Here is a 14,767-nt window from a genome sequence, read left to right on the forward strand (position 1 = left end):
GCTCCTGGTCTGGCTCAGGCCGCTTCGACGGACGTGGAAGTCGAAGCGGAAGCGGCGGGCGCGGCGACGGGCCGCGCGGTCGTGTCGTGTTGCGGTGCGCGATACGCGTGGTAATCGGCGATCGAGAAGTGCGCGGTCGCCTGGCGGAAGCGCCAGGTGAAGCCCGGCCACAGCGTCGTGTTCTTGCCGGTGCGCGGATCGAGGTACCAGCTCTTGCAGCCGCCCGTCGACCAGATCGCCTTCTTGAGCTTGCCCTGCAGGTCGCTGTTGAACTGCGCCTCGACGAGCGGGCGCACCTCGATCGCATCCGCGCGTTCGCGATGCATCGCCTGCAGCGCGCCGAGGATGTATTCGATCTGCGACTCGATCATGAACACCATCGAGTTGTGGCCGAGGCCCGTGTTCGGGCCGACGATCATGAAGAAGTTCGGGTAGCCCGGCAGCGTCGAGCCGAGATACGCGTGCGCGCCGTCGCGCCAGGCGTCGACGATGTCGAGCCCGCCGCGGCCGATGATCGCGCCGCGCGGATACGGATCGGCAACCTGGAAGCCTGTGCCGTAGATCAGGCAGTCGACTTCATGACGCTTGCCGTCGGTCGTCACGACCGCGTCGGCTTCGATGTGGTCGATGCCGGTCGTGATCACGTCGACGTTCTTGCGTGACAGCGCCGGGTAGTAGTCGTTCGAGATCAGCACGCGCTTGCAGCCGAGCGTGTAGTTCGGCGTGACGGTCTCGCGTAGCGCCGGATCGGGAATCTGCTTGCGGATGTGGCGCAGCGCGAGCTTCTGCACGTTCTTCATCAGCGACGGATGGATCGCGAAGCCGAGCACGCGCGATTCGAGCATCCAGTAGATGCTGCTGCGCACGGCCTTCTGCGTGAACGGCAGCGTGCGGAACAGCCATTTCTCGAACCCGGTCAGGTTGCGGTCGGGCTTCGGCATGATCCACGGCGGGGTGCGCTGGAACAGCGCGAGTGCCTTCACGCGCGGCGCGATCTGCGGCACGAACTGGATCGCGCTCGCGCCGGTGCCGATTACCGCGACGCGCTTGCCTTCGAGCGCATAGTCGTGATCCCACTGCTGCGAATGGAACGCGCGGCCCTTGAAGTTCTCGACGCCGGGAATCGCCGGCAGCGCGGCGCGCGACAGGCCGCCCATCCCCGACACCAGCACGCGCGCCGACAGCCGCTTGCCGTTCGCGAACGTGAGGCGCCAGCGTTGCGCGGCTTCGTCGTATTCGGCGCGCTGCAGCGCGTGGTTCAGGCGCAGGTGCGGGCCGACGCCGAAGCGCTGCACGCAGTCTTCCAGATATGCGCGAATCTCCGGCTGCGGCGCGAACATGCGCGTCCAGCGCGGGTTCGGCGCGAACGAGAACGAATAGACGTGCGATTGCACGTCGCATGCACACCCGGGGTAATGATTGTCGCGCCACGTGCCGCCGACCGACGCGGCCTTCTCGAGGGCGACGAAGTCGGTCACGCCTGTCTGCCGCAGGCGGATGGCCATCCCGAGACCGGCGAAGCCGGTGCCGATGATGGCGATGTCGGTGGTTTCGTCCAGGCCGTCGTGGCCGGGCGGGCCGAAAGGCAACGTGCGAGCATTCATCCGGGTGTCTCCGATTTGGCTCATTTTCTAATGTTACATTGTGTGATGTAACGATAGTGGGCGAGCCTGGAAACCGCAAGAGGCTAGAAGCGGCGCTCTAAGGGCCGGAAGCCGTGCGGGAAAAGGCTGAGCGGGGTTTGGAACAGGGCGGGTTCCGCATGACGGGATGCGCGGAAACGGCCGTCGGCAGGGCGGCCGAGGCGGGAGACGAGGCCGGCGGCGCGCGACGGCTTGTTTGAAACACTATCGGGGACGGATCGAGCGGGCGGCCGCCTCATGGAAAACCCCGGCGACGATCGTGACCTGCGCAAGCGCGTAGAGGCCCCAGATCAGGTAACCGATGCCGGGAAAGCCGCCGAGGAAGCGCCCGACGCCGATCAGCGTGTCGGAGCCGACGAAGATCAGGCTGCCGATGGCGACCAGCGGGCCGCGCGTGCGGGCCGCGAGCGCGAAGCTCGCCATCGCGCACAGCACGAGCATGTAGACGGCGACCGGTGCGAGCAGCTCGCCCAAGTGCGGAAGGAATGCCGCGTAGAACGCCGGTGCGGCGATCCATAGCCCGATCAGCGCGCCGATGCGCCAGCCGTGCGGCCGCGCGCGCCAGCGCATGAAGATCGTGCAGTAGCACAAATGCGTGAGCAGGAATGCGCCGAGACCGAGGACGAACGACAGCGGCCACTCGGGCAGCGCGAGCAGCACGTCGCCGAGCACGGCCGTCGCGAGCGCCGCGCACAGCCACGCACGCTCGCGTGGTGCCGCGCAGGTGCTGCCGGCCGCGAGCAGCAGGAGGCCCATCGCGGCTTTCGCGGCCGCCTGGCCGGGATAGGGCGCGGCGGCGAGCGACAGCCCATACAGCAGCGCGGCGGTGACGGCGAGCGGCCAGAGCCGGCGATAGGCGGCGGGAAGCGTGGCGAGCAAGGCGGGTGTCTCCGGATTGTTGTTGTCTGCGCTGGACGGCGCGCGGTTGGGGGCGCGGCTGCAGGCCATTATCCGGAAGAACGGGGGCGGGAAAACCGGCGAATCCTTCTAGGTTGCGGAGGCTCGGCGATCTGGGGCGCACCGATGCGGCGGGATCGAAAAAGAACAGCCGGCGGGCATTGCGTGCCGCCGGCTGTTTGGTGATCGCGATGTGTGCGTCTCGTCGTTTCGCGGTGTTGTGCCCGCGAACCCGCAGCAGCAGCGTGGCCTAGCCTTCGCCGTCTTTCGGCGCCTTCACACCGGCCTGCCGCGCCGCTTCGTCGCTGAGCTTCCTGTCGAGAATCGTCGCGACGCGGCCGCCGAGATAGGCGCTTGCCGCGTTCTCGAGCGCGCGGTTCGTCTCCCCTTCGACGAACACGGCCGCGAGCGGGCGCAGGCGCCAGATCGCATCGACGAGCGCGGGCACGTCGGTCACCGGCGGAAGCGTGCCTTCGTCATAGCGGTCGAGCCGCTTGACGACGAGATCGACGAGCAGCCTTGCGATCGCGTCGAAGTGCGGCCGTGCGAGGCTGATCACGTCGAGCAGTTCGCGCGGCGGGATGCCTTCCTTCGTCATCGCGGCCGCTGCCTCGAGCAGCGCGGGGCTTTTCGCGACGAACGACAGGCCGCGCCGTTCGAGCAGCCCGAGCTCGGTCACGCGCGACAGTTGCGACGCCGTCTGCGGGCCGAACATCTGCGCGAGCGCGGCGAGCGAATAGGTTTTCGGCAGTTCGTGCGACCAGCGGCCGCCGATCGCGTTTTCCAGGCCGAGGATCGAGCGCAGGTCGTGGCCTTCGTCGATCGCCATGATCAGGTCCTGGATGTTCGACAGCGTGTAGCCGCGTGCGAGCAGGTGGTTGATCAGCTTCAGGCGGGCGACGTGCGTGTCGTCGTAGATGCCGACGCGCCCGCGCTTCTCGGGCGGGGCGAGCAGCCCGCGATCCTGGTATGCCCGAACGTTGCGCACGGTCGTGTCCGACACGCGCGCGAGTTCGTCGACCGTGTACTCGTTGCGGGAATCGGCTGCGGCCTCGTCTGGCATGGTTGGAGTCTGTTTTGACATGCGGCCATTCTAGCGCGGCGCGACAGGCTCGGGCGAGGCGGGGAGCGTGCGTGCGCCGTCGCCGAGCGCGCGCTGCATCAGCGCGGTATCGATCCAGCGGCCGTGCTTGAATCCGACCGCCTTCAGCACGCCTGCGGGCTCGAAACCGAATGCACGGTGCAGCGACGTCGAGCCGCCGGTGCCGCCGTCGGCGATCACCGCGATCATCTGCCGCCATGGGCCGGCCTCGCAACGCGCGATCAGTGCCGCGAGCAGCGCGCGGCCGATGCCGCGGCCGCGCTGCGCGTCGTCGATGTAGATCGAATCCTCGATCGTGTGGCGGTACGCGCTGCGCGTGCGATACGGCGTCGCATAGGCGTAACCGGCCAGGCGGCCGTCGTATTCCGCGACGAGATAGGGCAGCCCGTGACGCAGCACGGCGTCGCGGCGCGCGCGCAGTTCGTCGACATCGGGCGGCGTCTCCTCGAACGACGCGACGCTGTGGCGCACGTGGTGCGCGTAGATCGCGTGAATGGCGTCGAGATCGGCATCGGTCGCGTCGCGGACGACGCAGGCGGGAGCGGCGGGCATGGTGGCGGAGCGGGCGGATGAAATTGCTACTATGCCGGCCGTCGGGTGGCGCCGTAAAGGCGTTGGTCGCCGCGCGCGCTTGCAGCGCCTGGCGTACGGATCTACAGGTGGCCGTCCGCGTCGCGAACCGCGTCGGCGATCGCATCCGCGACGCGCTGCACGCGCGGCGAGCGCCGCACGTCCGGGTGGACGACCAGCCAGATCTCGCGCTCGACATCGCAACGGGGCACGGACATCAGTTCGACGAGCGGAGTTCGCAGAGACGACGACGCAACGTCCGCAGTCCGCGTGCCTGCATCTGCATCCACGCTCATCGCCGGATCGTCGACGAGAAAGCGCGGCAGCAACGCGATCCCCGCGCCGGCGACGCACGCACGATGCAGCGCGGCCAGATCGTTGGCGACGAACGCGAAGCGGCGCCCGGCCGCGAAACGCTCGAGCCATTGCTGTTGCGGCATTTGCGCGAGTGCGTCGTCGTAGCCGAGGAACGCCCAGGTGTCGGGCGGCGCGGCAGCCCAGTCGGGCGACGCGCACAGCGCGAAGCGCATGGTGCCGAGCCGGCGCGCAGCCAGCCCCGGCTCGCTCGGCCGCGACAGGCGCACCGCGAGGTCGGCTTCGCGTGCGTACAGGTTGGCTGCATGCATCTCGCCCATCAGGTCGATCCGCAGCGCGGGCCACGCGCGCTGCGCGCGGGCAAGCCTCGGCGCGAGGAAGTGGCTCGCAAACACCGGCGACGCCGACACGCGCACGACGCCGTCGAGCGCCGCCGCTCCCTGCGCGGCACGCGCGAACGCATGCACATCGGCTTCGACGCGGGCCGCATGCTCGGCGAGATGCAGCCCTTCGTCGGTCGGTGGCCAGCCGCGCGGCAGCCGGTCGAACAGCCGGATGCCGAGCGAGGACTCCAGCGCGTCGATGCGCCGGGCGACTGTCGAATGCTGGACCTGCAGCGCCCGCGCGGCGGCCGACAGGCTGCCGCCGCGTATCACCGCGAGGAAATAGCGGAGGTCGTCCCAACTCATCGGCAGCGGGGGCGATGGCGTCGTATCGGTCGAATTTTGCACGGTAGATGGGCAAATAACAGGAATTCCGATCGATTATGCACGATGGGATGATCGTGTCACTTCATTCGATTGCGAGGAAACGTCATGACCCAGACAGCCACCGTCACCCGGATCGGGGTCGACCGCTACGGCGACGCCGGCGTGCTGCGCCGCGTCGATGCACCCGTCGTGCCGCCCGGTGCCGGCGAGGTGCGGATTCGCCAGACCGCCGTCGGCGTGAACTTCGTCGACATCTATTTCAGGACCGGCGCGCATCCGCTGCCGGCGCTGCCGGACGCGCTCGGCGTCGAGGCGGCCGGCGTGATCGACGCGGTCGGCCCCGATGTGACGGCGCTCGTTCCGGGCCAGCGCGTCGCGTATGCGGGGCTGCCGACCGGCAGCTACGCGAGCATGCGCACGCTGCCCGCCGAGCGCGTGGTGCCCGTGCCCGACGGCGTGAGCGACGACGCGGCTGCGGCCGGGCTGCTGAAAGGCATCACCGTCTACATGCTGCTGCACCGCGTGCGGCAGATCCGCGCCGGCGACACCGTGCTCGTGCATGCAGCGGCCGGCGGTGTCGGGCTGCTGGCGACGCAGTGGGCGCGCGCGTTCGGTGCGCGGGTGATCGGCACCGTCGGTTCGGCTGCAAAGGCGGCACTCGTGCGCGCGCATGGAGCGGAAGCGGTGGTCGACTATCGCGAGGAGGACTTTGTCCAGACGGCGCGTGCATTCGGCGGCGGCGCGGGCGTCGACTATGCGATCGACGGGATCGGCGGCGACGTGCTGACACGCACGCTCGGCGCGGTCCGGCCGTTCGGGATGGTCGCGAGCATCGGGCAGGTCGCCGCGATCGGCGCGCGGCAGACGATCGATCTCGACGAACTCGGCCCGGCCCGCTCGATTGCGCTCGCGCGGCCAAGCGTGCTCGGCTTTATTGCGCGTGATGTGGAAGGGTATCGGGAAGCCGCGCGCGCGACGCTCGAACGGCTCGCGGACGGGATGCACGTGGAAATCGGCGCGCGGCTGCCGCTCGAACAGGCGGCCGACGCGCACCGGTTGCTGGAGTCGCGTCAGACGACGGGCGGGGTGGTGCTGGTGCCGTGACGGCGGACCGCGCGGCGATCGAAAGTCACGACGGCGATCGCTTCGCGGTGTCGATCCGCAGGCGGGCGCCGCCGCCGCGCCGCCGTTTCCCGGCAGATCAGTGATGCTTGCGCAGCGGCGTACTCTCGACGAACCACGCCAGCACGAATGCGATCGCGATCACGCCCGCCGCCGCCAGATACACCACATGCAGCGACCCGGCGAACGCGTGCAGGTACGCATCGCGCACAGCATCCGGCAACTGGTGCACGGCTGCCGGCCCGAGCGCGGGCGGCAGCTCCGTGCCGGCCGGCAGCGCCTGCGCGATCCGCGACTGCAGCCCATGCGAGAACAGCGCGCCGAACGCGGCGACGCCGAGCGAGCCGCCGATCGAGCGGAACAGCGTCGCGCCCGATGTCGCGACACCCATGTGCCGGAATTCGACCGTGTTCTGCACCGCGAGCGTCAGCACCGGCATCACCATGCCGAGCCCGATCCCGAGCAGCGCCATATACGCGTACATCGTGTGCAGCGGCGTGTCGAGCGACAGCGTCGACAGCAGCGCCATCGCGATGCCGCCAATCAGCGTCCCCGCGATCGGAAACGGGCGATACGTGCCGAGCCGCGAGATCAGCCGGCCGCTCGCGACCGACATCGCGAGCATCCCGCCCATCATCGGCAGCAGCTGCATCCCGGCCTGCGACGGCGTCGAGCCCTTCACGACCTGCAGATAGAGTGGAATGAACGTGACCGAACCGAACAGCGCGATGCCGACGACGAAGCCGATCAGGCTCATCAGCACGAAGGTGCGCTGGCGGAACAGTGCGAGCGGCATGATCGGCTCGGCCGCGAGCCGCTCCTCGTAGACGAAGCCGCCGACCGCGACCAGGCCGAGCACGAGCGTCATCCATAGCTGCGGCGACGACCATGGCAGCAGCGAACCGCCTTCGCTCGTGAACAGGATCACGCAGGTGAGGGCCGTCGCGAGGAACGCGGCGCCCATGTAGTCGATCCGGTGCTTCACGTGCGCGGTGTGCGGCCGAAACGCGATGCCGATCACCGCGAGCGCGACAAAGCCGAGCGGCAGGTTGATCGTGAAGATCCAGCGCCACGACAGGTGTTCGACGAGGAAACCGCCGAGCAGCGGCCCGACGATCGTTGCGAGGCCGTACACGCCGCCGAACATCCCCTGATAGCGCGCACGGCGCTCGGGCGGTACCAGGTCGCCGATCGCGGCCATCGTGACGACCATCAGGCCGCCGCCGCCGAGCCCTTGCAGCGCGCGCAGCACGATCAGCTGCGTCATGTCCTGCGCGATGCCGCACAGCGCGGAGCCGGCGAGAAACAGCACGATCGCGGCCTGCAGCACGATCTTGCGGCCGTACAGGTCGCCGAGCTTGCCGTACAGCGGCAGCACGACCGTCGACGACAGCAGGTACGCGGTGACGACCCACGACAACTGGTCGAGGCCGCCGAGCTCGCCGACGATCGTCGGTAGTGCGGTCGACACGATCGTCTGGTCGAGCGCGGATAGCAGCATGACGAGCAGCAGCGCGGCGACGATCAGCCCGGTCGGCGCGTCGCGGCGGGCCGCTTCGGCGGCCGGCGGAGCAAGGAGGGTATCGGTTCTCATCGATATATCTGCCATGGCAGTGAATTGATCGAAATATAGAGCCGATTGGTTGACTAGTCAATTTCTGCCGAGCCTCGATTTGTTGCATCGGTAACGGGAGATTGCCAGCGGGAAAAAATTGATCGCGATCAGCCCGAATGAGGGCCGAGCTCAAGTTTCTTGCATGCAAACCGTAATCCAGAGTGCCGCGGACCGATTGCCGCGGCACTTTTCATCGCTCACGTGCCGTCATGAACCTGAACGCCCTGTTTTCCCGTTTCTCGATCCGTACGCGGATTTTTTCCACGCTCGGTCTCGTCGCCGTGCTGCTCGTCGTGTCGGGCCTGATCGGCCTCACCGGCATGCAGAGTTCGAACCGTGCGCTCGACGAGGCCTATACGCGCCAACTGGCCGCGAAGACCGCGCTGTCCGCCGCCAGCCTGAACCTGACGATCGTGCGCACCACGCTCGACCGCGCGCTGCTGCATCCGGAGGCCCCGGAAGTGCCGGATCTCGTCAAGAAGGCCGAGAACTATCTCGCGAAGGCCGACGCCGCGTGGCGCACCTATGCGACCATGCCGCACGACGGTGACGAAGGCCCGCTCGCGACCCGGCTTGACGCCGCGCGCCAGGCGCTCGTCGAGCAGGCGTTGACGCCGCTGATCGACGCGATCCGCACGGGACGCCGCGACGACGCCGACCGGCTGTTGATGACGGTTGCGCCGCCGCTGTCGGTCGGGCTCACGCAGGCGACCGATGCGCTCGATGCGTACCAGGCCGCACGCGGCAAGGACGTGTACGACACCGCGCAGACCTATTACGGCTGGATGCGCGCGGGCGCGATCGCCGGCATTGCGTTCGGTCTGGCCGCGTGTCTCGGCTGTGCCGTCGGCCTGCATTTCGCGATCACGCAGCCGGTGAACCGGCTGCTGTCGCATTTCCGCCGTCTGTCGGACGGTGACCTGACGTCGGAAGTGCGCTGGTCGTCGCGCGACGAGATGGCCGAACTGGTCAAGGGCGTGACGGGCATGCAGCGCAGCCTCGCCGATACGGTGCGCCAGGTCAGCCATGGTTCCGAAGCGATCTCGACCGCGACGCACCAGATCGCGGCCGGCAACACCGACCTGTCGCAGCGCACCGAGGAGCAGGCATCCGCGCTGCAGGAGACGGCAGCGAGCATGGAACAGCTGACCGCGACCGTGAAGCAGAACGCCGACCACGCGCTCGAGGCTCAGGCGTGCGCGGACAGCGCGAGCGAGATCGCGACGCGCGGCGCGACGGTCGTCGGCGAAGTGATCGGCACGATGAACGAGATCGACCAGAGTTCGCAGAAGGTGGCCGACATCATCGGCACGATCGAGGGCATCGCGTTCCAGACCAACATCCTCGCGTTGAATGCGGCGGTCGAAGCCGCGCGCGCGGGCGAGCAGGGCCGTGGCTTCGCGGTGGTCGCAGGCGAAGTGCGCACGCTCGCGCAGCGCTCGGCATCGGCCGCGAAGGAAATCCGCACGCTGATCGGCGAGTCGGTCGAGCGTGTCGCGGCGGGGTCGAGACTGGTCGGCGTGGCCGGCGCGACGATGCAGGACATCCAGCAGGCGATCGGCCGCGTGACGGGCATCATGACCGAGATCGCGGCCGCGTCGAACGAGCAGCGCGACGGCATCGAGCAGGTGAACCGCGCGGTGTCGCAGATGGATCAGGTGTCGCAGCAGAACGCGGCGCTGGTCGAGCAGGCGGCGGCCGCGGCTGCGTCGCTGGAGGAGCAGGCCGACGGGCTGCGGCGCGCGGTGGGGGCGTTTCGGGTGGCTTGATCGTTAGCGGGGTGGGCGGGGCGACAGCGGGGTTGTTCGGGCGTGTCGCCTGCGATGCGCTTTACTGTGGGATTGGTCCACGCTGTTGCGATGGTTCGGTCGAGAAGATTGGTATCGTCCGTAGGGCTTTCCGAACTGGTCAATGTACGTACATCCACGTGCCCGTCCCGGAGTACGTTCACTTCGATACGCTCAAAACAAAGGCAACCTGGCACGAAGCCAATCCCACTTGCTTGGTGGAATTGTCAGGTATTTGTCGTAGTTTGACTGATCGGTCAAGTCGATGTAGCGAACCACGCTGCCCTCATAATTCAAGGGCTGATGAAAACTCTTTCCGTGATACCAGTTCACGGAGAAATATCGTCTGGCCAGGAGTTCGCCATTGTCACTGAAAACCCGCAGTTCTATTTTGTCATTCGTTCCATTCTGATCATTTCCGCCGGTGCCACACATTGTGAACCGGTATGAAACTCCATCCATGCTTTTTATGCCGCCGTCTAGCGTTTCGGGGCGATCATAAAAATCGCAACGCCCATAGGTGGGCCGATTAAGGTGAATGATCAAGCCGATGCCGATATAGGCAATAATGGCTAGGCCAACGTATCTGATGGTTCTAATCTGCATATCTCACCAAGATCAAGATCGATCGGCTTCTTCAATTTTAGATAGATGGGCTTCGAATATAGCATGAAGTCCTTGCCGCGTTGATGCCTCTCTCGCCAGCGGTCGTAGTCAGCGTTGTAGACTGGAAAGTAAACGTCGGATTTTCTGAAATTTCTGAACAAGCCTTTTCGTGTGTCTACGGGTTTGTTGATGCTTTTCGCCCAAATATCGATATCGGAATCCCGCTTCGGCGAGCTGGAACTGGTGAGCAGCGAGCCGGGTGCAATGATGACCCCGTGCCTGTTCCAATGTCCCAAATACTGCTTTCCGTTGAATGAGTAATTGTCTTTCACGTAAGCGTAGATGTGCGTGATTTTTCCGACTGCATTGATGCAGTACAAGTTCCCTGATTTCTCGTACTTGAAGTATTTTTCACTCGTAATTTCGACATTCCCTATGGCGATGTAGATGTTGAAGTTGGCCAGTGCTCCCGTCAGATCTGTTGGGGCAAAATTTTCCAGTGTGTCCCAGTTTCTTATCGATAGCATCTGAAATTGCCAATCGTTATGAAATTTGAGTAAGTTGTCGGTTGATTGTGAGGTATTGAAATTGAATGTCGAATTTCTTTCGAGAAGGAGATTTTTGACGAAGGGCTTGATGATATCTATCGCTGTTTTTACGGATCGCCTGCTATAAATGCCGTTCGCAAGGAGATGTTCGAATTTCCTCCGGATGTTGCCAAATTTCAACGTCCAGTCGAGTGTGATGCTGTCGTCATTTAATGGCTGAGGTGACGTTGGGTCGTCATTGTAGGTATGTGCTGCACCCGCAAACCAGATTCGCGCGAGTCTGGCGGAAACCTTCCAGCCTAGATTGTCCATCGCAATGGGTACGTCCTGGAGGTCGAAAGGCGGCGGGTTTTCGCAAACTTCCGACTCTGGTTGCCTTGGCGATTCTTTCGCTATTGCCGGATCGGTTTTCGGCAGCGATCGAGGCGCCACACTTTGCGGCGGAGTCTTCGGCGCGCGCGAAATCGGCTCGGGATGAGCGGGCGGCGGCTTTGCCCCCGGAGCGGGCCGATCGAATGACACGCTTTTTTGAGTATCAAGGGGAATGCATCCTTGAACTCCCTTGTATTCCTTCAACTCCGATCCGAACAACCCTTTCTGCGGCTTGTAGTAAGGCACCTTCTTGACGTCGGCCATCGAATATTCCGCTTGCAACGAATGGCCTGGCATCGTAATGGCAGGCTGCAAGCGGATGAACCGTCAGGTGTTGCCGGAACAGCCCGAAAGGCGAGTGGATAAGGGTAGCGGGCAGAAAGAAATGTGCCGGATTGTTTCATCGAGCATGATGCGGAAGATCGTCCGCGCGGTTGAACAGTCTTCCTGCCGCGTCAACCGCCCAGTTGAGCGGCTGACCGTACCGACGCGACGAGCAGCAGCTTCATCGTCGCGCGCGTTGCCCCGACGAACAGCTTGCGTGCCGCGCGCGCATCGAGCGTATCGAAGTCGATCTCGGTCAGGATCACGCACGGCGCCGATTGCCCCTTGAAGCGGTAGATCGAATCGAGCAGCACGTCGCCTTCGCGATATTCCGGGTTGCCGAACAGATCGTACTTGCCGGTGAAGTGCTTGACCCGGTGCGGCCCGAGCTGGTCGAGCCGCGCGAGCACCGAGCTTTCGCGGCCGCGATACGACAGCACCGCGATGTCCTGCTTGCGGAAGCCGAGCGACAACGCGTGCGTGATCGCGCGCTTGGTCGCGTCGATGCAGGCTTCGGCGAGCGCATCGCCGGAAGCGCCGTCTTCCCCGTATGACGACACCGACGGATCGGAACCGTCGAACGGGCTGCCCGAGCGTAGTTCCGCCGCGAGTGGTTCGACGCGGCCGACGACGTCGCGCACGAATTCAAGCAGATCGCGTGGGCTGCGGTAGTTCGTCATCGCCTTCAGCGTGACCCAGCCGGGCAGCGCGACGGGCTCGCGCAGATAGAGGTTCTGCAGCGGGTCTTCCAGCCACCACCATGCGCCGTCTGGCACCAGCAGGCGCTCCAGCGCCGTCGCCCACGGCGCGTGGAAATCCTGTCCTTCGTCGACGATCAGCACATCGAAGCGCCAGCGTTCCGGAATCGGCGCTTCCGCAAAGCGAGCCTCGAGCCGTTCGAACGCGCCCGGCGCGTCGAAGTCGGGCGTATAGCCGCCGTCGCGGGCCACCCAGTCGCACAGCTGATGGTAGTTCGCGATCTTCGCGCCGGGCGGCGCGATGCGCGCGATGTAGTCGGCGAGCGGCCGGTTGAAACACACGTAGAGCACGCGCTTGTCGGCCGCGACCGCATCGCGCATCACCTGCACCGCGAGCTGTGTCTTGCCCGACCCCGCGGTGCCCGTCACGCGCAGACGGAATGGTGCGAACTCGAGCTGCCGCGCCCACGCCGCGAGCCCGCCCGACAGCCGCGTGACGAGCGTGCCGGCCTGCCCGACGAGTGCGCTCGTGTCGGGCGTGAGCGCCAGCTCGTCCGCGAGGAAATGATGCAGCTTCGCGGCGTTCGGCAATGCGTCGTCGTGCTCGGGCAGGATCTGCAGAATCACCTGCGCGAGCTGCGCCTTGCGTGACGCGTCGACGATGCGATCGGCCGCGACGCCCGCAATCGCCGTCTCGCGGATCGAGTAGTCGGGGCAGTACAGCAGCGCCTCGACGCCATAGACGCCCGCGCCGAGCGCGGCGGTCAGCCGCCGGTGCAGCGTCTCCTGCGTGCGCGCGAGCTGGATCGGGACGTTGCGCTCCTTCTGCAGGTAGACCTTCACGAGGCCCTTCGGCGTTTCGCGCAGGAAGCCGGCCTTCTGCTCGATCAGCAGCACGCGGCCGGCCGGGCTCACGACGACGAACGCCGCTTCGCCGAACACCGAGAAGCCCTGTTCGGCACGCGTCCAGTGCACGCCGTGGTAGACGGTGTAGCTGTCCGGCAGCGCGTGTTCGAGCGCGGCAAGCGTCTCGCGCTCGCGTTCGGCCGCGCCGGTGGCGGCGAGGCTTTTCCAGTCGTCGGGGATGAGGCGGGCCATGGAGTCGGGCGGCGGATGCCGGTCGTGAACGGGGTTCGGCTATTGTACTGAGGAACCCGTTCACGACCGCCGCGCCGAGCGAGCGTCGGCGATGCGAAGGAGGCGTATCGGCGTGCGGGAATTACCCGCGTGCGAGCCGTTTCGCGAGATCGGCGCTGAGGATCGCCATGCGCGCGGGTTTTTCGTAGCAGACGACGTCGAACGCGCGGATCACTTCGCTGATGTCCACTTCGCTCGCGCGACCTGTGAGCAGGTCGCCCGTCAGCACGAAGATCGGCGCGCCCGGATTGTCGGACGTGCGCACCGCCTTGATCGCGGTGGCGGCCGTGCTGTCGTCGAACAGCCATTCGGTGACGACTGCGTCGAACGCCTGGCCCTGCAGCGCGTCGACGAACGGCGCGAGGCCGTCGAACGTGGCCGTCGAGAAACCCTGCAACTCGAGATAGCGGCACAGCTCGGTCGCGCTGACGCGATCGGGATCGATCACCGCGACGACGAGCTTGTCGCTCTCCGCGCGGCGCGGATAGATCTCGATCTTGTGCACGTCGTATGCGTTCTGGTACAGCACGCCCGTATGGCGCAGCACGCGCCAGCGGCCGTTCTGTTCGTATGCGACGAACTCGGGGCGCGCGCCGGCTTCGAGCGGCGCGCCGATCCAGACGGTGCACGGAATTTCGGCGACGCCGGCGTACAGGACGGCTTCCTGCGAATAGGCGCCGACCATGCCGGGGTCGAGCGTCTGCGCGCCGAACAGTTGAGCGGCGGGCTCGCCGTAGGCTTCGGCGACTTTCTTGATCTGCGCGAGCGTCCAGGGGCTGCTGCCGCGCAGTTTGCGGTGACCTTGCGAAAAGCTCAGGTCGAGGATGCGGCACAGCTCGGTGGTCTGCTGGCGCTTGCCGATGCCGTTGCGGGTCATCAACTCGCGCACGCGCTCGGCAACCGCGAGGGAATCCGTGGTGATTGCTTCAGTGGTCATGCTACGGGAACGGATCGTGACGTTCAGAACGACGCCTTGCGGCAGTCTCGGCGGACAGTCTTGACGACGTCCAGTGGCGAGCCGACCGGCCACGCGCGGAAAAGATAACTTTACCGCAAAACGGCTGTCATTCCATGTCGCGAAAGGTGCGTTTCTGTGAAAGGTGTGTCACGACGTTACGCCTGGCCCCGGGGCGTGCGCCGGGGGCCACTGGCCCGTTTGCAACCTTGCCGCGCGGATTGCGAGGTGCCGGGACACGATTCCTCGCGAGGCGGCCCGTAATCGGGATCGCGCGGCCGACGGAATGCACCAGGGCAGGGCGTATACACGTCCCGGACTGCGGCGTCGTGCCGCCGCGCCGGCGACAAATTTTTACATGACATC

At 66.1% G+C, this 14,767-nt stretch carries 12 protein-coding genes; 2 read left to right on the forward strand and 10 right to left on the reverse strand.

Translation table 11 applies throughout. The features are described from left to right. Positions 1-14: 14 nt before the first annotated feature. The 5 genes from AC1Z3W_RS07335 to AC1Z3W_RS07355 all read right to left on the reverse strand — a co-directional run bounded on the left by AC1Z3W_RS07335 (position 15) and on the right by AC1Z3W_RS07355 (position 5,216). Entirely contained in the window at positions 15-1,604 is a 1,590-nt protein-coding gene (locus tag AC1Z3W_RS07335) for a flavin-containing monooxygenase (protein ID WP_483507366.1), read from the reverse strand. A gap of 243 nt (positions 1,605-1,847) precedes the next feature. Continuing rightward, complete coding sequence (locus AC1Z3W_RS07340; RefSeq protein ID WP_057929334.1) at positions 1,848-2,522, reverse strand: lysoplasmalogenase; 675 nt, start codon at positions 2,520-2,522, stop codon at positions 1,848-1,850. A 268-nt stretch (positions 2,523-2,790) separates the two neighbouring features. After that, on the reverse strand, positions 2,791-3,624 hold the full coding sequence (locus AC1Z3W_RS07345) for a MerR family transcriptional regulator (RefSeq protein WP_057929333.1): 834 nt from the start codon (positions 3,622-3,624) through the stop codon (positions 2,791-2,793). A gap of 9 nt (positions 3,625-3,633) precedes the next feature. After that, the gene (locus tag AC1Z3W_RS07350) at positions 3,634-4,194 is read right to left on the reverse strand and encodes a GNAT family N-acetyltransferase (protein WP_124832279.1); all 561 of its coding nucleotides are present in this window, start codon (positions 4,192-4,194) and stop codon (positions 3,634-3,636) included. A 101-nt stretch (positions 4,195-4,295) separates the two neighbouring features. Beyond that, entirely contained in the window at positions 4,296-5,216 is a 921-nt protein-coding gene (locus tag AC1Z3W_RS07355) for a LysR family transcriptional regulator (protein WP_057929331.1), read from the reverse strand. Between the two features lie 126 nt (positions 5,217-5,342). On the opposite strand from AC1Z3W_RS07355, the gene AC1Z3W_RS07360 reads away from it, so the two are divergent. Then, positions 5,343-6,341, forward strand: coding sequence for a quinone oxidoreductase family protein (locus AC1Z3W_RS07360; RefSeq protein ID WP_483507367.1), 999 nt, complete (start codon positions 5,343-5,345; stop codon positions 6,339-6,341). A 97-nt stretch (positions 6,342-6,438) separates the two neighbouring features. Here the strand turns inward: AC1Z3W_RS07360 and AC1Z3W_RS07365 are convergent, their stop codons facing one another. Next, the gene (locus AC1Z3W_RS07365; protein WP_124832277.1) at positions 6,439-7,953 is read right to left on the reverse strand and encodes an MDR family MFS transporter; all 1,515 of its coding nucleotides are present in this window, start codon (positions 7,951-7,953) and stop codon (positions 6,439-6,441) included. Positions 7,954-8,183: 230 nt separating this feature from the next. On the opposite strand from AC1Z3W_RS07365, the gene AC1Z3W_RS07370 reads away from it, so the two are divergent. Beyond that, positions 8,184-9,743, forward strand: coding sequence for a methyl-accepting chemotaxis protein (locus AC1Z3W_RS07370; RefSeq protein ID WP_483507368.1), 1,560 nt, complete (start codon positions 8,184-8,186; stop codon positions 9,741-9,743). Positions 9,744-9,935: 192 nt separating this feature from the next. Here AC1Z3W_RS07370 and AC1Z3W_RS07375 read toward each other — a convergent pair whose 3' ends face one another. The 4 genes from AC1Z3W_RS07375 to AC1Z3W_RS07390 all read right to left on the reverse strand — a co-directional run bounded on the left by AC1Z3W_RS07375 (position 9,936) and on the right by AC1Z3W_RS07390 (position 14,383). After that, on the reverse strand, positions 9,936-10,367 hold the full coding sequence (locus tag AC1Z3W_RS07375; RefSeq protein ID WP_242431915.1) for a hypothetical protein: 432 nt from the start codon (positions 10,365-10,367) through the stop codon (positions 9,936-9,938). Beyond that, positions 10,334-11,551 carry a DUF6402 family protein gene (locus tag AC1Z3W_RS07380; protein WP_483507369.1) on the reverse strand — a complete coding sequence of 406 codons (1,218 nt, stop codon included), beginning with the start codon at positions 11,549-11,551 and terminating at the stop codon, positions 10,334-10,336. Before AC1Z3W_RS07380 ends, AC1Z3W_RS07375 begins: the two co-directional genes overlap by 34 nt. 191 nt (positions 11,552-11,742) lie before the next feature. Beyond that, positions 11,743-13,407, reverse strand: coding sequence for an ATP-binding domain-containing protein (locus tag AC1Z3W_RS07385; protein WP_057924845.1), 1,665 nt, complete (start codon positions 13,405-13,407; stop codon positions 11,743-11,745). A 121-nt stretch (positions 13,408-13,528) separates the two neighbouring features. After that, entirely contained in the window at positions 13,529-14,383 is an 855-nt protein-coding gene (locus AC1Z3W_RS07390) for a helix-turn-helix domain-containing protein (protein ID WP_057924846.1), read from the reverse strand. Positions 14,384-14,767: the final 384 nt, after the last annotated feature.

The sequence above is a fragment of the Burkholderia sp. 10_S31 genome (assembly GCF_056930375.1).

Excerpts from the sequence above, each read along its gene's own strand:
- AC1Z3W_RS07350 (WP_124832279.1), bottom strand. The coding sequence starts at position 4,194 with ATGCCCGCCGCTCCCGCCTGCGTCGTCCGCGACGCGACCGATGCCGAT.
- AC1Z3W_RS07380 (WP_483507369.1), bottom strand. The coding sequence starts at position 11,551 with ATGGCCGACGTCAAGAAGGTGCCTTACTACAAGCCGCAGAAAGGGTTG.
- AC1Z3W_RS07375 (WP_242431915.1), bottom strand. The coding sequence starts at position 10,367 with ATGCAGATTAGAACCATCAGATACGTTGGCCTAGCCATTATTGCCTAT.
- AC1Z3W_RS07390 (WP_057924846.1), bottom strand. The coding sequence starts at position 14,383 with ATGACCACTGAAGCAATCACCACGGATTCCCTCGCGGTTGCCGAGCGC.
- AC1Z3W_RS07345 (WP_057929333.1), bottom strand. The coding sequence starts at position 3,624 with ATGTCAAAACAGACTCCAACCATGCCAGACGAGGCCGCAGCCGATTCC.
- AC1Z3W_RS07355 (WP_057929331.1), bottom strand. The coding sequence starts at position 5,216 with ATGAGTTGGGACGACCTCCGCTATTTCCTCGCGGTGATACGCGGCGGC.
- AC1Z3W_RS07365 (WP_124832277.1), bottom strand. The coding sequence starts at position 7,953 with ATGAGAACCGATACCCTCCTTGCTCCGCCGGCCGCCGAAGCGGCCCGC.
- AC1Z3W_RS07370 (WP_483507368.1), top strand. The coding sequence starts at position 8,184 with ATGAACCTGAACGCCCTGTTTTCCCGTTTCTCGATCCGTACGCGGATT.
- AC1Z3W_RS07385 (WP_057924845.1), bottom strand. The coding sequence starts at position 13,407 with ATGGCCCGCCTCATCCCCGACGACTGGAAAAGCCTCGCCGCCACCGGC.
- AC1Z3W_RS07360 (WP_483507367.1), top strand. The coding sequence starts at position 5,343 with ATGACCCAGACAGCCACCGTCACCCGGATCGGGGTCGACCGCTACGGC.
- AC1Z3W_RS07335 (WP_483507366.1), bottom strand. The coding sequence starts at position 1,604 with ATGAATGCTCGCACGTTGCCTTTCGGCCCGCCCGGCCACGACGGCCTG.